Consider the following 20,395-nt stretch of genomic DNA (forward strand, 5'->3'; position numbering starts at 1 on the left):
CTGCCGCCGCTCGCCTCCCTGTTGTCCGCTCCCGTAGATAGGAAGGAACCCGATCCGATGCACCACGCCCAGACCGTCACCGCCCCGCCGCCCGGGCCGCTGTCCTGGGGACCGAAGAACCTGCCGGTCCCGTACGCCGCCGCGTGGAGCGGCGAAAAGGCCACCGTCGGGGGCGCGTTGACCGTACGTCCCGACGGCTCGGGGCTGGCGTACCGCGACGAGACCCCGGCCGACCGCGACCGCAACGGCGTGCTCTGGGCGCGCCTTCGCCACGCACCCGGCCAGGGCCGCCCCAACTACCCCGCGATGCACTCCCATCGGCAGCGGCACGCGATGCTGAACCTGCTGTGCCAGGTCTGTGGCGGACCGGCCGACCGTACGTCCCGGGGCTGGCTCTTCCTGTTCCCCCGCCCGGCCGGTCCGGCCGACCCCGCGCCGGACGCGCACGAGGACGCCCTCACCACCAAGCCCCCGGTCTGCCGCCCCTGCGCCGCTCTCGCCTTACGCCACTGCCCGCATCTGACCGACGCGCTCTTCGTCCGGTCCCGCAAGCCCCGGGTCTGGGGCGTCTTCGGCGGCTATCTCACCCCGGCGCCGGACGGCGGCCTCACCCCCTCCGCCGACGACTACCTCCCCTACGGCCACCCCACCGCCCCCTGGTTCCTCGCCTCCCAAGCCGTCCTCCACCTCACCCGCTGCACCACCTCACCTCCGCAGTAGCCCCTGGGCCTGACTTGGGACCGGGGCGCGCGGCTCGGGGCGGGCGGTCTCAGGCGGTGGCGTGGGCGAGGAGGGCGGTGTGGGGGAGGGCGAGGGGGCCGGCCGGGGTGCGGAAGGGCGCGCAGAGCGCGTCGTAGTGCGCGCGGATGGACGCGATGACCGCCGGGGGCTGGGCCGTGACGATCTGACCGATGGTGGCGATCCCGGCGGCCGGCCCCGACCACCACGCCTCGGCGTCGACGTGGTGTGTCCAGGCCAGCGTCTCGCACGCGGGAGCGGCCAGCCCCGCGTCGACCAGCAGCGCCGCGAAGCCCGTCTCCGTACGGGGGAAGTCGTCCTGGGCGGCGAGCCTGGGCGCGTCGGCGGGCCGGGTGACGCCTGCCGCCTGGACGGCCCGGCCGAGGAGGGCCTGACCGGAAGCGGGCGGCGAGGCCCAGACGGTCAGGGCGATCCGGCCGCCGGGCCGGGTGACGCGGCGCAGCTCGGCGAGGGCGGCGGCGGGCCGGCCCACGTGGTTGAGCACGAAGTTGCCCACGACAGCGTCGAACTCGTCGTCGGCGAAGGGGAGTTCGGGCAGTACGGCGAGCCGCACCTCGGCGGAGGGGGCGGCCCGGCCCGCCGCCACCACCATGGAAGGCTCCGCGTCCACCGCCGTGACCTTCGCCCCGCGCGCGCCCGCCGCGGCCGCGACCGTCCCCGTACCGGTGCCGACATCCAGCACCCGCACCCCCACGCCGACCCCCGCCACGTCCAGCAACCTCGGCACGGTGTGCGCGCACAGCAGCCCGAAGCTCCGCCCGTACGCCTCGGCCCGCCCACCCCACGCCCGCCGCTCGAACTCGTCAAAACCCGCCACCCCCACCCAACTCCCACCCACCCCACCGCCGTTCCCGGCGCCCACCCGGCCCCGTCGGGCGGGCCGGGCGGTCAGAGGGAGATGATCCGGACCTTTGACGGGTTGCGCCGCCGTCACGCGGATGTCGCGCTTACGGGCGACGGCGAGCCGTACGACCATGGCCCGGTCGGACCGCAGCACCTGGGAGAGCGCTTCGCTGTCGAGGACCCAACTGCCGCTCACGCGGCATCTCGGGACGAGGTGCCGTGCCCGAACAGGTCGGCCTCCGCGGCCAGGATCTCCTCCTCGGTGATCCCACCGTGCTGCTCCTCGTGATCGCGGATGAGCGCGTCGAGCGCGTCACCCTCGATCTGGCGCCGCGCCGCGTTCTCGACGTACGCGGACAGACCGCGCTCGCCCACACGGTCGCGGACGGCGGCGAGCGTCTCCTCGTGGAAGGAGACGGAGACGGACTGTGTGAGCCTGCCGCCGGGGTCGAAGCTGTTCACGGAACCACTTCAAGAAGAGTTCCAACAACAGGTTCCGGGGTTTGGGGCCGCCTGGGGCCCAGGACTGGCTGACCTGGGCCCCAGTTGCCGGAATGGAGCCGCTGTGCGGCATCGCGCTCGGTCACCAGTTGATGGTCAGGCGGGTCTCAGGCCGGGTAACGCGGGCGCCAAGGGCGAGTTGGTCGTCGGGTGTTACGGCGGGGTGGGCCGTGACAACGGGTTGTGCGGGCCGTTCCCGGCTCCAGCGGTGCAGGAGGTCGGACACCTGGCCGATGAGCTTGCCGCTGTCCGGGCCGTGCGCGGTGAGGCCCAGTTCGTTGGCCTCGGCGCTGACGGGGCGGGCGGTGATGTAGACGAGGGTGCCGCCCTCGTACAGGCCCGCCCCGGCCCATCGCATGGCAGGGTCGGCCAGACCGAGGGCACGGGCGGAGGAGCTGACGGACAGGCGACCGAAACACAGGCCGCTGGGGACGGTGGCGAGCCACAGGTCGAGGTGGGCGGCAGGTTCATCGTGGCGGACTTCGATCCCGGTCCACCGATCACGGGCGGGGTGGGTCAGGGCCTGGGCGAGGGCGGCCTCGTCGGGCAGGTCGTCAGCGTCGATCTTGAGGATGACCTCGTCGGCCAGGCGGACATGGCGTTCGCTCATCTCCGAGGCGCCGCGCAGGGGCACGAATCCGCAGACTTCGGCGTTCTGGCTGAGCATTCGGGCGTCTTCGGTGCGGTCGAAGGCGAGCGAGCGGGTCAGACCGCTGCCGTGCAGGCGAAGCGGCACGACCAGACGTCCGCCGATCGCGAGCTGCTGCCACCAGGCGGTGGAGATGTCCCAGGCTCCCGCGGTGACGATGATTCCGTCGAACATCCCGCCGCTGGGATCGCCGAGGGCACCGTCACCGCAGATCACTTCGACCTGGTCGTATCCGGCAGAGGCCAGGCCGATGCGGGCGCCGGCGGCGAGGTCGTCGTCGAGTTCGATGGTCACCACCGAGCCGGTCGGGCCGACCAGCTCCGCCAGGAGGGCGGCGTTGATACCGGTGGCCGTGCCGATCTCCAGGACGCGGTGGCCCCGCTGGACGTCGAGCTGTTCGAGCATGGTGGCCACCATGCTGGGGCTGGAGGCCGAGGAGATCGCGCTGCCGTCCTCGGCGCGCTTGGTCACCACGGGCTTGGGCGCGTAGGCGGTTGCCAGGTCCACGCCGGGCAGGAAGACATGCCGGGGTACGGCGCGGAAGGCGTCCCTGACCCGGGGAGTGCGGAAGCTCCCGAGGCGGTCGATCCTGGTGATGAGGGCTTCGATCAGTTCATGCGGATCGAGGGCCGCGCCGTCGGTGGGGTGCGTCGTCACGGGCCCGACTGTAGCGGTGCGTACAGGGTGGTTGTGGCCGCTCCGCAGCTGAGGTCCGGGTAGCGGTGCCCGGTGGAGGATCACGTGGCTCGCCGCGGCGGCCAGGGTGCCCTGGTGGGTTGCGGAGACGCCGTGCCGGTTGAAGGTGAACAGCAGATGATCGGTGAGCACGGCCCGCAGTCCTCGGGTGAGGTGCCCGTGTCTGGCCAGATCGGCGAGCGCGGCTCCAGCGCCCTCGAATGCGGCGGGCCAGGCCCGGGGTGCCGTAGCACCACGAGGGCCGCAGCGGCCCGTCCTGACGGGGTCGGACGGCGTGAAGTTCGGGCAGGCTGATCCGCTCGGGCCACCAGGGGCCACCAGGGGTCCGCCGGTGCCTGTTGGCGCCAGTCCTCCAGCCACCGGCCCAGGAGCTTGTCCACAAGCTGACCCTCGCCGAGGGGGACCGGGACCGCCTGCAAGCCGCGCTCACCGAGGCCCAGGACGACCTGATCTCGGCCCGGCAGGCCCTGCGGAACATGATGCGCGACCAGAATCATGACGCCAAATGACGTGAACCTCTCAGAGCGTCCTCTACTCCTCGCCGTCCACAGTGCCGAATTCCAGCGCATGCACCCATGCCTGGGCCGTCGCGAGGTCGGGCGCCGTCCCGGCAGGGGTGTAGGTGAAGCCATCCCACTCCTCCAGGGCCCTGGGCTCGTCGGGCCGGAGGTGGCCGGCACCGCCGTGCAGCGGTCGGTCGCGGCGATATTGATCCAAGGGCGGGCGGCGCCGTTTCTCGTACGGCGTGAAGGGATCGGCGGGGTCGACGTGCGGGGTGGCGCGAGACGGCTGGTTCGGTGGCCCGGGTCGGCGGTGCTTGCCCATGCTTCCGATGGTCTCAGGCCGCGACTGTCGTCGGCCTGGCGGCGGTGAGGTCCCTCGCCCGTCCCCGGACCTCCTCGACCAAGGGACTGCGGTAAGGACGGATGGCGTCGAGCAGGGTGTTGAGCCGGGAGGCCACGAGCGCCGAGTCGATACGGGCAGCGTCGTCCAGCGTCCGCTGGGCAGCAGTTGCGGCCTGCTCGACCTCGCCCTCGTCGAACAGCGCGGCGGCCAGCCCGACGCGGTCCATGACACGGACCCGGTCGAAGCCAGGGGCCCGCAGCTCCAGCGCGTCGTGGAAGTAGACGCTCGCGGGACTGTGGGGACGGCCGAGTGCGGCGAGGTCGCGGGCGGAGACAGCACGGGCGCCGGCGTGTTCGGCGGCGTCGAAGTACGCCACCCATGGGGGCACCTCGCCCAGGCCGTCTGCCAAAAGATCGTCGGCAGTGCCCAGATGCGTCTCGGCCTGGTGCTCATCACCGAGGGCCGCATGCACCCGGCCGGTCTGCGAGGCGAGCAGGGCCTTCACCGCAGGTCGGTCAGCCTTCGCAGCGGCCACTTCGAGGAGGCCGAGGGCATCGCGCGGGCGACCGAGGTAGATCATCTGGTGCGACATGCGGGTGACGATCTCCACCCCTCGGTCGCGCTGCCCGGCCTCGCCCGCCGCGTAGATGCCGTAGCTCCAGTAGCGCTGTGCCGTCGCATACCGGCCGCAATCGTGGCTGACCCATCCGGCGAGCGCGGCCAGGTCGGCGGTCGCGGCGAAGACCCGGGCCCGCAGGCCGGCCGGAACGCCGTCCTGAATGCGGCGGGCGACTTCGGCGAGCTGGGCGACGATCGCGGAGCGGTACAGTCCGCCGCCCTTCGTGGCGTCGGCTCGGGTGAAGAACGCGGTGACCTCTTCGAGCGCGGTGACGGTGTCGGTGCCGAATCCCTGCTGGGCCCGGTTCAAGGGCCGGGCTATGCCACCCAACATCCGCTCGGCGGCGAGGATCAGCGGGGCTCCAACAGCGAGCTTGAGGGTTTCTCGGCGGTCCATGAACAGGTCCATCTGCGTCCATCCGGCCAGAGTCTGGGCGGCTGCTTCGGTCAGCAGCGGGACTTGGATCGTATCCAGAACGGCTCCGGCCGCCGTGAGGCCGAGATCACCGGGAGTGAGCGGCTGGCCGACCGTCTCGGAGAGCACGGCGGCGAGCAAAGCGGACACCGGAGGGCGGGGGCGTTCGCCGTCGATCCAGCGGCGGACGCGGGTGGCGTCCGGGGTGATCTGGCGGTGACCTTGGCGAACCGCTTCGGCGGCGACCCGACGGGCGATCTCGCCGTGGGACAGGCCGGTCGCGGCGATCCACAGGGCGAGGTGCGGGTTGCTGGTCCTACTGGCCACAGGTACTCGCCCTCCCGACGTGATGTCACGGAGCGTGTCTTTTCCGCGACGGTTCGCGACACCTACGCTACTGGTCAGAGTGCGTGCGGTGGGCAGATTCTGTTCAGGCGGGAGCCGTCCGGATACCCGCCTGATGTGAAGGAAGGGGATTTCGTATGGCGACGCTTGCACCCGAGGCTCCGTGGGCGATGCGGCTGGTCACCGACCGGCTGCCCGTGGGCCCACCGCCGTACGCGGCAGTGACCCTGGACGGAGCCACGCAGACCGCCCGCTATACCGACGCCGCCGACCAGGTGGTGGAGATGGGTAGGCATGGCACCAACAAGACCAAGGGCACTGCCTCGGTGTCCGGCGGCGGCGACGGGCAGAATCCGCAGCCGCAGAGCCAGGACGACAACACCACCGACTACGAGTCGGACTGACCAGTGGCTCCCCTCGTTCTGGTCGTCACGTCCCTGGAGGACGTCACCGCAGACCTGGTCATCGCCGCACTCAACAAGCGCGACGTGCCCGTTGCCCGGGTCGACCCGGCCGATATCGGGCCCGGACTGAGCTTCGGCGCCCGAATCGGCGCCGGGGTACGGGCATGGGGCGGGCGGCTGCGTACGACAAGCCGCGAGGTGGAACTGGGGGAGGTGGCGGCGGTGTACTACCGCCGCCCCACTCCGTACTCCGCCCGGTTCGCACACCTGCCCGCCCAGCAGCGCGACTTCGCTACCACCGAGGCGCGACACGGCCTCAGCGGCATCCTGCACAGCCTGCGCGGCGCGCGGCACGTGAACCACCCGGCCGCCGTCAGCCGCGCGGACTTCAAGCCCGCCCAACTGCGACGCTTCGCCGAACTCGGTCTCATCATCCCGGCGACGCTGGTCACCAACGACGCCGAGCAGGCGCGGAAGTTCGCCGCTGAGCACGGCCGCATCATCTACAAACCGTTCCGCGGCCTGCCCGCAGGTGAGGACGGGCACGCCGGAGCGATCTGGGCCCAGCGCGTCGATCCGGACACCTTCGACGACTCGCTCACCGTGATGCCGCACTTGTTCCAGGCCGAGGTCCCCAAGACCGGCGACGCACGGGTCACCGTGGTCGGGCGGCAGGCGTTCGCCAGCCGGATTGAGGCGCCGGACAGCGCCCTGGACTGGCGCCGAGGCGACTGGAACAACCTCATCCACACACCGGTCGGCGTCCCGGCGCCGATCGAGGCCGCGCTGCACAGCTACCTGGCCTCGTTCGGCCTGGCCTTCGGCTGTTTCGACTTCGCCCTCACCGGAGACGAACGGCTGCCCGAATCCTGGACGGCCATCGAATGCAATCCGAACGGGCAATGGGGCTGGCTGCCCGAAGCCCCGGCCATCACCGAGGCGTTCGCCGACATCCTGAGCAAAAAGGAAGCGACGGCCCATGACCATGCCCGCCGACCTTGAGACCGACGCGGCCCGCCTGCGCGAGGCCATGACGAAGTCCCTCGCCACGGATGGCGTTCTCGCCGATCCGGCTTGGCACCAGGCGGTCGAGACGGTGCCCCGGCACCGGTTCGTGCCGGGCTTCTACCTGCCCGCCAACGAGCGTGACGGGCAGGGGATGACCGTGTGGGAGCCGGTCACCGCCGAGCTCGACTACGGCCGGTGGCTGGCTGCCGCATACTCCGACACCACGCTGATCACCCAGTTCGACGGCGCCGAAGTGGACTGGAAGCAGCCGACCGTCCGACACGGCGGGGCCCCGACCTCGTCGTCCACCCTGCCGTCGCTCGTGCTGCGGATGTGGGCGGACGCGGATATCACCGAGGGGAACACGGTGCTGGAGATCGGCACCGGGACCGGCTACTCCACCGCGCTCGCGTGCGAACGCCTCGGTTCCGCCAACCTCACGAGCATCGAGGTGGACCCGCACCGCCTGGGGACGGCGGCGAACGCACTGTTCGGCCTGGGCTATACCCCCACGCTCGCTGTCGCCGACGGGCTGTACGGGTACTGGCCCGAGACACCCTTTGACCGGATCGTGGCCGCGTGCTCCTTCCGCGCCGTCCCTCCGGCCCTCATCTCCCAGACCCGGCCCGGAGGGAAGATCTTGCTGACCCTCAGCGGCTGGCTCTACGGATTCGCCCGAGTCCTGCTGACCGTCGGGGGCGACGGCACTGCTGAAGGACCACTGCTGAGCGGCACCGTCTCCTTCATGTCCGCGCGCACGCATGCCGCCCCGGCGTTCGGGAACCCCGCCCACTGGGCCGCCGGCCTCCCCGAGACCGGTCGCAAGTCGAAGCACAGCCCGGAGCGGATCACCGCCGCCACAGAGGAAGCCTTCCATCTGCGGTTCCTCGCCCAAAGCGCGTCACCGAACGCACAGATGACCACGGTCGGCGAGGTGGTGCACCTCGTCGACGTCATCACCGGATCCGCCGCCACCCTCACCCCAAGCGACGGCACCTGGCAGGTACGACAAGGCGGCCCGGTCAAGCTGTGGGACCGCATCGAAACGGTCTTGAGTGCCTACGACGCGGCGGGGCGACCGGGCCCGGAGACGTTTCGGCTGCACCTCGACGACGGCGGGCAGCACCTGCGCCACCCACAGATGCCCGACCTCCCTCTGCCGAGGCCCTGAGCAGGGCCGCACACTTCAGAGGCCAACCACTCGGCGGCCGCCACCGGATCGGTCAGCCGTACGAGATAGGCCAGGACGGCGGCGCCCGCGGCGCCCCTGGACAGTGACTGGTCGCGCCGGCGGGAGCTGCCCGAGCTGTAGTCGTCGCCATGCTCCGACGGTGGTGGCACGGTCAGGGCGTCGGCGATCCGGTCGGCCATGCCTGCGGCCGGCAGTCTGCTGCACGGCATTCAGTACCGTCATCGGTCGATCGCCTCCTGCGCCGTCGTGTGGCGTGCGGACCAGGCGAGGGCGCTGGTCACCGGAGCCGACCGCGATGCTGCAAGGAAGGCGCCGTCGTTCGCGCATTGTGTCCAGGGCCCTACCCCCAGTCGCCCGGTGGCGCCGTGGAACCAGGCAGGTCAGCCGGGTGCGGGCGCCAGTGGGCGGGGGCCAGGATGCTGCGGCCGTAGCGCAAGGAGGGCAGGAACGGCAGGCCGGAGGCGGCGCCCCAGTCGGAGGACATCACCTGGGGTGGGCGGAGCGGGGGATCTCCGGCAGCAGACGCGCCAGGGGAGGCATCGTGTGCCGAGCGCCGGGATGGGGCAGCGTCGGCTCCTGACCCGCCCGCTGCCTGGCGGCTGGGTAGTGGACAGAGGTGGCGGCCGGCCCCATATGTGGTGGGGCCGACCGCCGCTGCCAGTGCCCCAGACCTTGGGGGCGAGCCGCCCGGCTGGGGCGGGGAACCGCCTCGCCTGCGGCGAACGGTTCCCGTATCCCCAGGCCGAAGGGCCCCCGCTAGTTGGGGACCGCCAGGAGCAGGGCGAAGCGTGAGGCGGAGTCGGTCCACCAGTGGCGGACCGTGAAGCCCCCCTCCTTCAGCTCCGCCGTCAGCGCGTCCCGCCGGAACTTGCAGGACAGCTCCGTGCGCAGATCCTCGCCCGCCGCGATGTCGAGCGACAGATCGAGATCGGGGATCTTGACGGTCTGCGGGGCGCGGGCGCGCAGCCGCATCTCGATGCGCTCCTCGTCCGCGTTCCACAGGGCGACGTGCTCGTAGGCGTCGGGTGCGAAGTCCGCGCCGAGTTCGTGGTTGAGGACATGCAGGACGTTTCTGTTGAACTCGGCCGTGATCCCCTCCGCGTCGTCGTAGGCGCGGACCAGGACGTCCGGGTCCTTGACCAGGTCCGCGCCGAGCAGCAGCACGTCGTCGCTGCTCAGGGTGAGTGACAGGGTGCGGTAGAAGACCTGCCGCTGAACGGTGTCGAAGTTGCCGATGGTGCTGCCGAGGAAGGCGAGCACCCGCGGCCCGGGCTCGTCGGACAGCTCGATGCCGGACTCGAAGTCGGCGACGGTCGCGGTCACCCGCAGCTCGGGGTAGTCGCGGCAGATCGCCCGGCCCGCCTCCTCCAGCGCGGACGCGCTCACGTCCAGCGGCGCGTACCGCCGGAGCGAGCCGCCCGCCGTCAGCGCGTCCAGCAGCAGCCGCGTCTTGCGGGAGGACCCCGAGCCCAGCTCGATCAGGGTGCTCGCCCGGGTCAGCGCGGCGATCTCGGGCGCCCGGCGGGTCAGGATCTCGTGCTCGGCCCGCGTCGGGTAGTACTCGGGCAGTTCGGTGATCCGCTCGAACAGCTCGCTGCCGCGCTTGTCGTAGAACCACTTCGGCGGCAGCGTGCGCGGAGCCGAGCCGAGGCCGCCGCGGACATCGGCGTGGAGGGTGTCGGTGAAGTAACCGGCGGGCAGCCGGTCGTCGAGGGTGAAGCGGCTCTCGGACATGGGAAGCGGCTCCTTGCCTGGGGTGCGGGGGGATCGCGGCGGTACCGGCGGGCGCAGCGGCACGAGCCGTACGCCCCCGGTGGTGGCCAGCAGCAGCGAGTGGTCGGGCACCTCGCGCCACTGCCCGTACGTTCCCCCCAGCCGGTCGTACGCGCCCTCCGGCGCCTCGCCCGGCCGGTCGTACGGGAACGGCAGTGCCGCCGCGTCGTCCGGCTCGGAGGCGACCAGTACGGCCCCGGGCCCGGCCCGGTACCAGAGCGTGTCCCCCCAGGCCGTGGCGGCGACCGTACGGCCGTCGGTGAGAAGGAAGTTGAGCCGGGCGGTGGGGCGGGCCGCGGCGACCTCCCGGACCACCGCGGCCAGCGCCCCGCCCGGCGCCTCGCCCCGCCGCAGCCGGCCCGCGACCATCGCCCACAGCAGCGCCGAGTCGCTGCGCGCCTCGGCCGCGAGCACTTCGGCCGAGGACAGCCCCGGGGTGGGCAGCCGGGTCCAGTCGGCGACGGCGCCGTTGTGACTGAACAGCCAGCGCCCGTCCCGGAAGGGCGCCGCCGCGCTCTCGTCCTGCGTGGTGCCCTCGGTGGCCGAGCGCACGGCGGCGAGTACGGCGCCGCTGCGGATCGTACGGACCAGATCCGGGACGTTCGCGTCCGCCCAGAAGGGGACGGCCCGCCGGTAGCGGGCGGGCTGCGGAAAGCCGACGTCGTCCCCGGCGGGACCCCCTACGCCGGCCGGAGACCCGGCGCCGACCGGACCCCCGGCATCGGCCGGAGCCCCGGCGCCGACCGGGTACCAGCCGAAGCCGAACCCGTCCGCGTTCACCGTCCCGTACCGCTGCCGCCGCGGCCGCCACGACTGCTCGTACAGCCCGCGCTCGGGCTCGGTGAGCAGCCGCGCCAGCGGGACCGGCGGCCCCACGTAAGCGAGATGACGGCACATCAGCCGGCCTCCCCTGGGGCCGTGTCGCGCGCGGTGCGGAAGCCGGAGAAGATCTGCCGCCTGATGGGGTAGTCCCAGTTGCGGAACGTACCGCGCGCGGCGACCGGGTCCACTCCGAAGGCGCCGCCGCGCAGCACCTTGTAGTCGGGCCCGAAGAAGACCTCCGAGTACTCCTTGTAGGGGAAGACGGCGAAGCCCGGGTAGGGGGAGAAGTCCGAGGACGTCCACTCCCAGACGTCGCCGACGAGCTGCCGGGCGCCGCTGGGGGCCGCGCCTGCCGGATAGGCGCCCGCGGGCGCGGGCCGCAGATGGCGCTGGCCGAGATTGGCGTGCTCGGGTCCCGGGTCGGCGTCGCCCCACGGGTAGCGGCGGGAACGGCCGGTCGCGGGGTCGTGGCGGGCGGCCTTCTCCCACTCGGCCTCGGTCGGCAGCCGCCGGCCGGCCCAGCGGGCGTAGGCGTCGGCCTCGTACCAGCACACGTGGACCACGGGCTCGTCGCCGGGGACGGGCTCGACGTGGCCGAACCGCCGCCGGACCCAGTCGCCGCTGCCGCCGCCGTCCCGGGACCAGAACAGCGGCGCCTCAAGGCCCGCCTCCTGGACGTGGCGCCAGCCCTCGGGCGTCCACCACTTCGGGTCGCGGTAGCCGCCCGCGGCGATGAACTCCTGGTAGGCGGCGTTGGTGACCGGCACGGTGTCCAGCCAGAAGGCGGGTACGTCGACGGTGTGCGCGGGCAGTTCGTTGTCCAGCGCCCACGGATCGGTGCTGGTGCCCATGGTGAACGGACCGCCGGGGACGAGGACTTCACGCGGCAGCGCGGCGGCGCCCTCGGCCCGTGGTGGGGCGGGCGCGTCCAGTACGGGAGGGCCCTGGCGCAGCTGGTGGGTGGCGAGCATCGTCTCGTCGTGCTGCTGCTCGTGCTGGGCGAGCATCCCGAAGACGAAGGCCCCGGCGAGCAGCCGCTCGGGGTTGTCCTGGCCGGTGTCGGCCGTCGCGAGCACGTCGAGCGTCTCGGCCCGGACGGCGGCGACGTACGCGCGGGCGTCGGCGGGGCCGAGCAGCGGCAGCGCGGGACGGTCGGCGCGCGGGTGCTGGAAGGCGTCGTAGAGGTGGTCGAGGTCGGGGCGCAGTCCGGGGCGGCCGCCGGCCTCCCGGACCAGCCACAGCTCCTCCTGGTTGCCGATGTGGGCCAGGTCCCAGACCAGGGGGGACATCAGCGGGGAGTGCTGCGCGGTGAGATCGGCGTCGGTCACGGCGTCGGTGAGCGCGAGGGTCCGGCGCCGGGCGGTCTCCAGAGCGGCGAGGGCGCGCGCGGACGGGTCCGAAGGTGAACGAGGGGTGGAAGTTGCGGATGGGTCAGGGGTGATGCTGCTTCGGGCAGTGCTGTCGTACGTGGTGCGGGGGTCTGTCACGACAAGCCTTCCGGAAGGTCAGGCGCGGCTGAGCGCGTCGGACTGGTCGTGGGCGGGACATCGGCCTCGCTCTGGATAGTGCTCGGCGAAGTCGGAGACGGCCCTGCGCAGGGCCTCGGGCGCGCCGGAGCGCGCCAGCGCGTTCTCGGCCGCGGCGAAGCAGATGCGGGCCGCCTTGGCCAGCTCGGGGGCGGCAGGGCCGAGCCTGGCCGCGCGGCGCCACATCTGCGGGGAGGGCAGCGGATGCCCGCCCTGGCAGAGGGGCGCGGTCGCGGCGTAGGCCGTGCGGGCGGCCACCGGGTCGTCCAGCAGGGTGGCCGCCAGGACGGTCGGGACGATCCAGCCGTCGCCGTCCTGGGCGTCGATCATCCGCAGCTCCAGCCAGCCGCGCGGGCGGACCGGCGGGAAGAGCGTACTGAGGTGGTAGTCCAGGTCGCCGAGGGTCGGCGGCCGCAGCCCCTGGACCCCGCGCAGCCAGCCGCGGAAGGTCAGCCCCGGCGGCGCGGACCAGTCGGCCGCGGGGTCGCCCGGCGGGCCGGCCGCGTCACCGCCGTCGGGCCGTACGCACAGCACCCGGGCGTCCAGCGCGTAGCGGGCCCATGCCGTACGGGGGTCGGCGGAGTGCGGCGGCGGGGAGGTGCGGCCGGGGTCCATCAGGGACCAGTTGGCCTGCCGGGTGGAGACCCAACCGGTCGGACGGCCGCTCTGGAAGGGGGAGTTGGCGAAGGCCGCGACGAGTACGGGGCCGAGCCGGTGGGCCAGCTCCCAGCGGCGGCGGTAGCCGGACACGTCGTCCGAGTCGTCGCCGGAGTCCAGATTGATCTGGAGGGACGCCGTACGGCGCATCATCGTACGGCCCCAGGGGCCCTCGCGGTCGAAGTAGTCCTCCATCGCCCGGTAGCGGGGATGGTCGAGCACGCGGGGCGGTTCACGGTAGGGATCGAGCCCTCGGCCGACGAGAACGAGTCCGGCGCTGTCCAGGGCCTGCCGCAGTACGGCCAGATCGGCGGCCATCGCCTCGACGCAAGCGGCGAGGGTGGGCGCGGGCGGGGAGCTCAGCTCCACCTGGCCACCCGGTTCACGGGTGAGTCTGCTGCCCCGGGGGAGCGCCCCGGGGGCCTCGACCGGCGCGAGTGCCGCGTCCAGCCGGTCGACTGATATCAGTGTTCGCGCGTCGGAGCGGTCTTCGACCAGCCACTCCAGCTCCACCCCGGTGCGTGCGGGCGGACCGGTCTTGAAGCACACCCCGCGCACGTGGGCTTCCGCTTCGTCTTCCTTGAGGTCCTTTGTGAGGTCTCCAAGGTCGGTTGCCATCGATCCACCTCCTCTCTCTTCATGTCGGGAATCACCCGAAGCGAGGACATGTCACATGCTGCTGTCGCGAGTGTAGTTGGACGAGGGGCCGGACGGGCGTGCGTAGCGGTGAACGCATCTCGGTCAAGCATTCGAAATCAGCCGTTCATTCCCTTCCTCCTCCGCATCATCCTTTTGGGTGGGGCATATGGCATCAATTCAGTCATTACGGATTATATGTGCGGTGATCGCCTACGGCCCGGTACAGGGCCATGCCCCGGCGGTGATCCAGACCCGACCGGCTACTCTGCCGGTGTAAGCAGTAAGGGAAAAGCCGCGGACCCCGCCGAAGCTCAGACCGCCAGATGTCAGATCAGCGACAGGAGTACCCCTCGTGACCGTCGTCGGGCCCTTCGGGCTGAGCGTGTGGGACGAGACCCTTGATGCGGACGTCCAGGCCGGTCTCGCGGCCGTCGAGGAGGGCCTGCTGGAGGCCACCAAGAGCGACGTCCCCTTCATCACGGACACCGCCAGACACCTCCTCCAGGCAGGGGGCAAGCGCTTCCGGCCCATGCTCGTGATGCTCGGGGCACAGTTCGGCGACCCGCACGCGCCCGGCGTGGTGCCGGCCGCCGTCGTCGTGGAGCTGACCCACCTGGCCACGCTCTACCACGACGACGTCATGGACGAGGCCGATGTCCGCCGCGGAGTGCCGAGCGCCAACTCCCGCTGGGGCAACTCGGTGGCCGTCCTCACCGGCGACTTCCTCTTCTCCCGCGCCTCGCACATCCTGGCCGACCTGGGACCCGAGGCCGTACGCGTCCAGGCCGAGGCCTTCGAACGCCTGGTCACCGGTCAGATCATGGAGACCGTCGGCCCGCGCGACGGCCGCGACCCCCTCGACCACTACCTGGAGGTCATCGCGGGCAAGACCAGCTCGCTGATGGCCGTGTCCGGGCGGTTCGGCGCGATGATGTCCGGCGCCGAGGAGTCCGTGGTGGACGTCCTCACCCAGTACGGGGAGCGGATCGGCGCCGCCTTCCAGCTCGCCGACGACGTCCTGGACATCGCCAGCGACAGCCACGAGTCCGGCAAGACCCCCGGCACCGACCTGCGCGAGGGCATCCCGACCCTGCCGGTCCTGCACGTACGGCGCTGGTACGCGCAGGCCGGTGGCATGGTCTCGGCCGTCGACCGGCGGCTCGTCGAACTGCTCGACGGCGACCTCACCGACGACCGGCTGCACGCCGAGGCGCTGGAGCTGCTGCGCTCCCACCCGGCCCTTGAGCAGGCCCGCCGCGACACCGTGCGCTACGCCGACGAGGCCAGGACCGCGCTCGCCCCGCTGCCGGACAACCCGGCCAAGCACGCGCTGGCCGCGCTGTGCGACGCGGTGGTCCACCGGGCGGGCTGAGCCGTTCGGGGGCCGGTCCCGTACGGCCTCCGCGCGCGCTGCTCCTCGCGCGGTCGCTCCGCGCGCGGCTGTTCGGGGCGCGGCTGTTCGGGGTGCGGGTTCCCGCTCGGCCCCTGATCCTTCCCGGGTGACGCCTCGGGGTACGTCATCCCCCGGGAGTACACGAGGTTGCGTCCGTCGGCTGATGTGTCCGGTTGGCCGGTTTGATGGGATGGGGAACACCACTTCACGGCGGACCGGGCGACAATGGCCTGGGAAGTGGGGCGAGTGCGAGGCAACCGACCGCCGCTCTCAACGGAGGTGGACATCCCATGGCACGGATCGAACCGGCACAGTACGACGAGCCCGGGCTCGACGGGGGAGAGGCGCCGGGTCCCGGCGCGGGAGGGCCGCGCGGCCGCCGGCTCGCGCGCTATGCCGTGCCCGTCGCCGTGGCGGGCGTGGCCGCCGCGACCATCAGCCTCGTCCCCGCGCTCGCCGACGCGGGCGACCCCTCGCTGCCCTCGATCACGGCGGAGCAGCTGCTGACGAAGATCGCCGCGTCCGACAGTCAAACGGTGGACGGCTCGGTGCGGATCACCACGGACCTCGGGCTGCCGGCGGGGCTGTCTAGCGGCGCGGCGAGCGGCCTGTTCGGGGGCGCGGGGGCCTCCGACGGCGGCGGTCCTGGCGGCGGGAAGACCTCGCCCGCGGCGCCGCAGGCACAGCTCACCCAACTGCTCGCGGGCAGCCACCAGCTCCATGTCGCGGCCGACGGACCCGACCGGCAGAAGGTCTCGATCATCGAGCCCGCCGCCGAGTACAGCCTGATCCACAACGGCACACAGCTGTGGGCGTACGACAGCGCGTCCGACCAGGCGTACCACGAGACCCTGCCCGCGGCGGAAAGCGCCGACCGGCAGCGCGAGCTGCCCGAGGACTTCCCGACCACCCCGGCCGCCGCGGCCCGGCAGGTACTCAAGGCGGCCGACGGCACGGCCTCGATCACCGTGGACGGCACCGCCCGGGTGGCCGGCCACAGCGCGTATCAGCTGCTGATCCGCCCGCAGCACGCCGACGCGACCACGGTCGGGGCGATCCGGATCGCGGTGGACGCGAAGACGGGCGTGCCGCTGAAGTTCACCCTGACCCCGAGGGACGGCGGCAAGGCGGTCTTCGACATCGGCTTCACCCGGGTCAGCTTCGCCAAGCCGTCCGCGAGCACCTTCACCTTCACCCCGCCGAAGGGCGTCAAGGTGACGGAGGGCGTCGTCACCAAGGGTCAGAAGGGCGTGGACAGCGATGTCGTCACCAAGGGTCCGAAGGGTTTCGACAGTGACGTGGTGACCAAGGGTCAGAAGGGCCTGGACAGCGACGTCGTCACCAAGGGGCCGAAGGGCCTCGCGGGCGACGCGGCCGCCCAGCCGCGGGTCATCGGCCAGGGCTGGGACTCGATCGTCGTCGTCAAGGCTCCGGGCGGGCTGCCGTCCGGCGCGGAGAAGAACGGCAAGGGCGGCGGCGCCGACTCCCTGCTCAACAGCTTCGGCAAGCAGGTCAGCGGCTCCTTCGGCACCGGCACGCTCTTCCACACCCGGTTGGTGAACGCGCTGCTGACCGACAAGGGCACGCTCTACGTCGGCGCGGTCACCCAGTCCGCGCTGACGGACGCGGCCGACGCGGGACGGTAGCGCGGCGCGGCGGGGAGCCGTGCGCGAGGCAGGGGAGAGTTGCGAGGGAGTGCGATGGGACAGTCACCCGCCGCGGCACCGCGGGGCGACGTGGTGATCGAGACCCGCGGGCTCGCCAAGCAGTACCGGGGCACGCTCGCCGTGGCCGGCATCGATCTGCGGGTGCCGCGCGGCAGCGTGTTCGGCTTCCTGGGGCCCAACGGTTCGGGGAAGACCACCACCATCCGGATGCTGATGGGCCTGATCGAGCCCACCGCGGGCACCGCCCGGGTGCTGGACCGCCCGATGCCCCGCGCCGCCAGGACCGTACTGCCCAAGGTGGGCGCCCTGATCGAGGGCCCCGCGCTGTACGGCTTCCTGTCCGGCCGGGACAACCTGCTGCGGTACGACGCGGCCGACCCGACCGCTGACCCCCGTACCCGCAAGGCCAGGGTCGGCGCGGCCCTCGACCGGGTCGGGCTGACGGCGGCGGCCGGGAAGAAGGCCAAGGCGTACTCGCTGGGCATGAAGCAGCGGCTCGGGCTGGCCTCGGCGCTGCTCCAGCCGCGTGAGCTGCTGGTGCTCGACGAGCCGACCAACGGCCTCGACCCGCAGGGCATGCGGGAGATCCGTTCGCTGGTCAGGGAGCTGGCCGGGGACGGCATCACGGTCTTTCTGTCCTCGCACCTGCTGGACGAGATCGAGCAGGTCTGCACCCACGCCGCCGTGATGGCCCGCGGCCGGCTGATCACGCAGGGGCCGGTCGCGGAGCTGTCCGCGGGCGCCCGGGGGCGGCTCGCGGTGACCACCCCCGACCTGTCCGAAGCGGCCCGGGTGCTCGGGGAACACGGCGTCGCGGACCTCGTCACCGACGAGCGGCGGGTCACGGGCGAACTGCCCGCCGACCCGCCGGACCTCGCCGAACTGAACGCGGCCCTGGTCGCGGCCGGCGTGCGGGTACGCGGCTTCGGCCTCGAACGGGCCTCGCTGGAGGACGCGTTCGTGGCCCTGACCGGAGAGGGTTTCGATGTCGCGGGCTGAGACGGCGGGTACGAAGGCGGGTACGACGGGGGGTACGACGGCGGAGGAGCCCGGCGCCCGGGCCGTGCCCGAGGACGGCGGCGACCAGGACCACGCTGACCAGGACCGCGGCGGCCCGAACCCGCCCGTCGCCGTACGCGCCCCCCGGCTGCTGTGGTCGCTGGGGCTGTTCCGCTCCGAACTGGTGACCGTCTTCCGGCGGTGGCGGACCCTCGCGCTGTTCGCCGTGCTCGCCGGGGTGCCGCTGCTGGTCGGGATCGCGGTGCGGATCGAGACCCGCGGCGGCGGCTCGGCCGGCCGGGGCGGCAACGGGGACGGGCCCGCGTTCATCGAACAGGTCAGCAACAACGGCCTGTTCCTGACCTTCGCCGCGCTCGCCGCGACCTTGCCGTTCTTCCTGCCGATGGCGATCGGCGTGGTGGCGGGGGACTCGGTGGCCGGCGAGGCAGGCGGCGGCACCCTGCGCTATCTGCTGGTCGCCCCGGCAGGCCGCACCCGGCTGCTGCTCGCCAAGTACGCCTCCGTACTGGTCTTCTGTCTGGCCGCCACGCTGGTGGTGGCCGTCTCCGCGCTGGTCGTCGGCGCCGCGCTCTTCCCGGTCGGCCGGGTCACCACCTTGTCGGGGACCACGATCCCGCTCTCCGCCGGCCTGCTGCGGGCGCTGCTGATCGCGGTGCTCGTCGCGGCCTCGCTGATCGGCGTCGGTGCCCTCGGACTGTTCGTCTCCACGCTGACCGACAGCGGGATCGGCGCCATGGCCACCACGGTCGGGCTGCTGATCACCGTGCAGATCGTGGACACCATCCCGCAGTTGCACGTCGTCCAGCCGTATCTCTTCCCGCACTACTGGCTGAGCTTCGCCGACATCCTGCGTGACCCCGTGCAGTGGGGCGGTATCGGCAGGAACCTGGGCCTTCAGGCGGTGTACGCGGCGGTGTTCGGTTCCGCGGCGTGGGCGCGGTTCACCTCCCGGGACATCACCGCGTGATACCCCAGGGGGGTGGGGTCCGCCGTCGGCCGCGGCGGCGTTGTCAGTGGTGGGTCCCATGATGGAGGGACATGACGGGTGATCCCCGTCACCGCCCGTGGCACCGAGTGAAGGGAGCGAGTCATGGCACCGACCGGGCTGACCCGAGACGCGGGCTGGGAAATCGGCGTGTCCAGGATTCTGCCGCTGTCGCCCGCCGAGGTCTGGGACTTCCTCGTCGGCCCCGAGGGGCTGGCCCTGTGGCTGGGGAAGGTCGCCCTCCCCACCGAGAAGGGCGAGGAGTACGAGACGGCCGACGGCACCCGCGGCGAGATCCGCGGTTACCAGACGCAGGACCGGATACGCCTCACCTGGCGCCCGGCCGGCTGGACCCACGACACGACCGTCCAGGTCGCGATGGCCCCCTCCGGCTCGGGCACGGTGCTGCGCTTCCACCAGGAGCGGCTGGCCGACGCGGAGGAGCGCGCCCGGCAGCGCGAGCACTGGAAGTCCGCGCTGGACGCGATCACCCGCCGGCTGACCGCGGGCCGCGCCTAGAGTTCGGCCGGACGCGCGGTCCCGCCGACCGGCGGCTCGGCGGGCTCGACGGCCCCCTCGGACCGCCCGGCCGCCTCGGCAGGCCCTGCCCCCTCGGACCGCGTGTCCGGCGGGGCGGCCGCCGTGCGGGTCAGGGCGCTCCGGGAGCGCTGGGCGGACCGCAGCGCGTCCCAGGCCAGTATGACGAGCGCGGCCCACACCAGCAGAAAGCCCGCCCAGCGTTCCGCCGGCATTGCCTCGTGGAAGTGCAGTACGCCGATCAGGAACTGGAAGACCGGCGTCAGATACTGCATCAGCCCGATCGTGGACAGCGGCAGCCGGGTCGCCGACATGCCGAAGAAGATCAGCGGCACCGCGGTGACCAGCCCGCACGCGGCCAGCAGCGAGGCATGCCCGGGCCCGTGGTGGGTGAAGGTCGAATTCCCGCGCAGCCCCAGCACCAGCAGAAAGGCCAGCGCGGGGAAGAACTGCACCGAGGTCTCCGCCGCCAGCGACTCCAGACCGCCCATGGCGACCTTCTTCTTCACCAGCCCGTAGAGACCGAAGGAGAAGGCGAGGCTCAGCGCGATCCACGGCAGCCGCCCGTAACCGATGGCCAGCACGACCACGGCCATGGCGCCGATGCCGACCGCCGCCCACTGCACCGGCCGCAGCCGCTCGTGCAGGACGAGGACACCCAGCGCGATGGTGACCAGCGGATTGATGAAGTAGCCGAGCGCGCACTCCACCACATGGCCGGAGTTGACGCCCCAGATGTACATGCCCCAGTTCGCCGAGACCAGGGCGGCCGCCACCGCCAGCAGTCCGAACCGCCGGGGCCGGCGTATCAGTTCCCTGATCCACGCCCAGCGCCGCAGCACCAGCAGGATCACGGTGACCACCACCAGCGACCACACCATCCGATGGGCCAGGATCTCCAGCGCGCCGGCGGGTTCGAGCAACGGCCAGAAGAGCGGGAAGAGACCCCACAGGCCATAGGCCACGAAGCCGTAGACCAGTCCCGCGCGCTGCTCGCCCATGCCGACCTCCCCGCCGTGCGTCCGCGCGCGGCTCTCAGACGGTACCGGGGAGACGCCTGGGCTGTCATGCCCGTTCCACACAACGGTCATGACAGCCCG

20 protein-coding genes and 1 pseudogene are annotated in these 20,395 nt (G+C 72.4%); 10 read left to right on the forward strand and 11 right to left on the reverse strand.

Annotated elements, in window-relative coordinates; translation table 11 throughout:
* Positions 1-57 precede the first annotated feature (57 nt).
* On the forward strand, positions 58-720 hold the full coding sequence (locus OHA30_RS21100; protein ID WP_328915421.1) for a hypothetical protein: 663 nt from the start codon (positions 58-60) through the stop codon (positions 718-720).
* 49 nt (positions 721-769) lie between these two features.
* On the opposite strand, the gene OHA30_RS21105 is transcribed toward OHA30_RS21100, so the two are convergent.
* The 3 genes from OHA30_RS21105 to fxlM all read right to left on the reverse strand — a co-directional run bounded on the left by OHA30_RS21105 (position 770) and on the right by fxlM (position 3,409).
* Positions 770-1,576 (reverse strand): class I SAM-dependent methyltransferase, encoded by an 807-nt coding sequence (locus tag OHA30_RS21105; protein WP_328917933.1) that lies wholly within the window; start codon positions 1,574-1,576, stop codon positions 770-772.
* Positions 1,577-1,794: 218 nt separating this feature from the next.
* Entirely contained in the window at positions 1,795-2,064 is a 270-nt protein-coding gene (locus OHA30_RS21110) for a hypothetical protein (protein ID WP_328915422.1), read from the reverse strand.
* Between the two features lie 121 nt (positions 2,065-2,185).
* On the reverse strand, positions 2,186-3,409 hold the full coding sequence (gene fxlM, locus OHA30_RS21115) for a methyltransferase, FxLD system (protein WP_328915423.1): 1,224 nt from the start codon (positions 3,407-3,409) through the stop codon (positions 2,186-2,188).
* Positions 3,410-3,786: 377 nt separating this feature from the next.
* Here fxlM and OHA30_RS21120 point away from each other — a divergent pair, with 377 nt between their 5' ends.
* Complete coding sequence (locus tag OHA30_RS21120; RefSeq protein ID WP_328915424.1) at positions 3,787-3,957, forward strand: hypothetical protein; 171 nt, start codon at positions 3,787-3,789, stop codon at positions 3,955-3,957.
* 22 nt (positions 3,958-3,979) lie between these two features.
* Here the strand turns inward: OHA30_RS21120 and OHA30_RS21125 are convergent, their stop codons facing one another.
* Positions 3,980-4,273, reverse strand: coding sequence for a DUF6087 family protein (locus tag OHA30_RS21125; protein WP_328915425.1), 294 nt, complete (start codon positions 4,271-4,273; stop codon positions 3,980-3,982).
* 13 nt (positions 4,274-4,286) lie between these two features.
* Positions 4,287-5,654: a Tat pathway signal protein gene (locus tag OHA30_RS21130; protein WP_328915426.1), complete on the reverse strand. Its 1,368-nt coding sequence runs from the start codon at positions 5,652-5,654 to the stop codon at positions 4,287-4,289.
* A 155-nt stretch (positions 5,655-5,809) separates the two neighbouring features.
* Here OHA30_RS21130 and OHA30_RS21135 point away from each other — a divergent pair, with 155 nt between their 5' ends.
* From OHA30_RS21135 to tgmC, 3 genes are read left to right on the forward strand one after another with little or no spacing between them, the layout of a single operon-like run.
* Complete coding sequence (locus tag OHA30_RS21135; protein WP_328915427.1) at positions 5,810-6,076, forward strand: putative ATP-grasp-modified RiPP; 267 nt, start codon at positions 5,810-5,812, stop codon at positions 6,074-6,076.
* 3 nt (positions 6,077-6,079) lie between these two features.
* Positions 6,080-7,078 (forward strand): ATP-grasp ribosomal peptide maturase, encoded by a 999-nt coding sequence (gene tgmB / locus OHA30_RS21140; protein WP_328915428.1) that lies wholly within the window; start codon positions 6,080-6,082, stop codon positions 7,076-7,078.
* Complete coding sequence (gene tgmC / locus OHA30_RS21145; protein ID WP_328915429.1) at positions 7,056-8,255, forward strand: ATP-grasp peptide maturase system methyltransferase; 1,200 nt, start codon at positions 7,056-7,058, stop codon at positions 8,253-8,255. The genes tgmB and tgmC overlap by 23 nt, the downstream gene beginning before the upstream one ends.
* A 361-nt stretch (positions 8,256-8,616) precedes the next feature.
* On the opposite strand, the gene OHA30_RS34070 is transcribed toward tgmC, so the two are convergent.
* The 5 genes and pseudogenes from OHA30_RS34070 to egtA all read right to left on the reverse strand — a co-directional run bounded on the left by OHA30_RS34070 (position 8,617) and on the right by egtA (position 13,672).
* On the reverse strand, positions 8,617-8,760 hold the full coding sequence (locus OHA30_RS34070) for a lantibiotic dehydratase (RefSeq protein WP_405785489.1): 144 nt from the start codon (positions 8,758-8,760) through the stop codon (positions 8,617-8,619).
* Positions 8,761-9,032: 272 nt separating this feature from the next.
* Positions 9,033-10,010 carry an L-histidine N(alpha)-methyltransferase gene (gene egtD / locus OHA30_RS21150; RefSeq protein WP_328917934.1) on the reverse strand — a complete coding sequence of 326 codons (978 nt, stop codon included), beginning with the start codon at positions 10,008-10,010 and terminating at the stop codon, positions 9,033-9,035.
* Positions 10,011-10,337: 327 nt separating this feature from the next.
* Positions 10,338-10,946, reverse strand: a pseudogene (locus tag OHA30_RS21155) (hypothetical protein); the annotation flags it as partial.
* The gene (gene egtB, locus OHA30_RS21160) at positions 10,946-12,313 is read right to left on the reverse strand and encodes an ergothioneine biosynthesis protein EgtB (RefSeq protein WP_328917935.1); all 1,368 of its coding nucleotides are present in this window, start codon (positions 12,311-12,313) and stop codon (positions 10,946-10,948) included. The gene egtB and the pseudogene OHA30_RS21155, both read right to left, overlap by 1 nt.
* A gap of 63 nt (positions 12,314-12,376) precedes the next feature.
* Complete coding sequence (gene egtA / locus OHA30_RS21165; protein ID WP_328915430.1) at positions 12,377-13,672, reverse strand: ergothioneine biosynthesis glutamate--cysteine ligase EgtA; 1,296 nt, start codon at positions 13,670-13,672, stop codon at positions 12,377-12,379.
* Positions 13,673-14,045: 373 nt separating this feature from the next.
* Here egtA and OHA30_RS21170 point away from each other — a divergent pair, with 373 nt between their 5' ends.
* The 5 genes from OHA30_RS21170 to OHA30_RS21190 all read left to right on the forward strand — a co-directional run bounded on the left by OHA30_RS21170 (position 14,046) and on the right by OHA30_RS21190 (position 19,277).
* Positions 14,046-15,065, forward strand: coding sequence for a polyprenyl synthetase family protein (locus OHA30_RS21170; RefSeq protein ID WP_328915431.1), 1,020 nt, complete (start codon positions 14,046-14,048; stop codon positions 15,063-15,065).
* A 311-nt stretch (positions 15,066-15,376) separates the two neighbouring features.
* Positions 15,377-16,732, forward strand: a complete 1,356-nt coding sequence (locus OHA30_RS21175) for a LolA family protein (RefSeq protein WP_328915432.1) — start codon at positions 15,377-15,379, stop codon at positions 16,730-16,732.
* Positions 16,733-16,786: 54 nt separating this feature from the next.
* The gene (locus OHA30_RS21180) at positions 16,787-17,752 is read left to right on the forward strand and encodes an ABC transporter ATP-binding protein (RefSeq protein ID WP_328915433.1); all 966 of its coding nucleotides are present in this window, start codon (positions 16,787-16,789) and stop codon (positions 17,750-17,752) included.
* Entirely contained in the window at positions 17,739-18,740 is a 1,002-nt protein-coding gene (locus OHA30_RS21185) for an ABC transporter permease (RefSeq protein WP_328915434.1), read from the forward strand. The genes OHA30_RS21180 and OHA30_RS21185 overlap by 14 nt, the downstream gene beginning before the upstream one ends.
* A gap of 123 nt (positions 18,741-18,863) precedes the next feature.
* The gene (locus tag OHA30_RS21190) at positions 18,864-19,277 is read left to right on the forward strand and encodes an SRPBCC family protein (RefSeq protein WP_328915435.1); all 414 of its coding nucleotides are present in this window, start codon (positions 18,864-18,866) and stop codon (positions 19,275-19,277) included.
* Here OHA30_RS21190 and rarD read toward each other — a convergent pair.
* Positions 19,274-20,296 carry an EamA family transporter RarD gene (gene rarD, locus OHA30_RS21195; RefSeq protein ID WP_328915436.1) on the reverse strand — a complete coding sequence of 341 codons (1,023 nt, stop codon included), beginning with the start codon at positions 20,294-20,296 and terminating at the stop codon, positions 19,274-19,276. The genes OHA30_RS21190 and rarD overlap by 4 nt on opposite strands.
* Positions 20,297-20,395: the final 99 nt, after the last annotated feature.

This window comes from Streptomyces sp. NBC_00223, from assembly GCF_036199905.1.
Classification (GTDB): Bacteria; Actinomycetota; Actinomycetes; order Streptomycetales; family Streptomycetaceae; genus Actinacidiphila.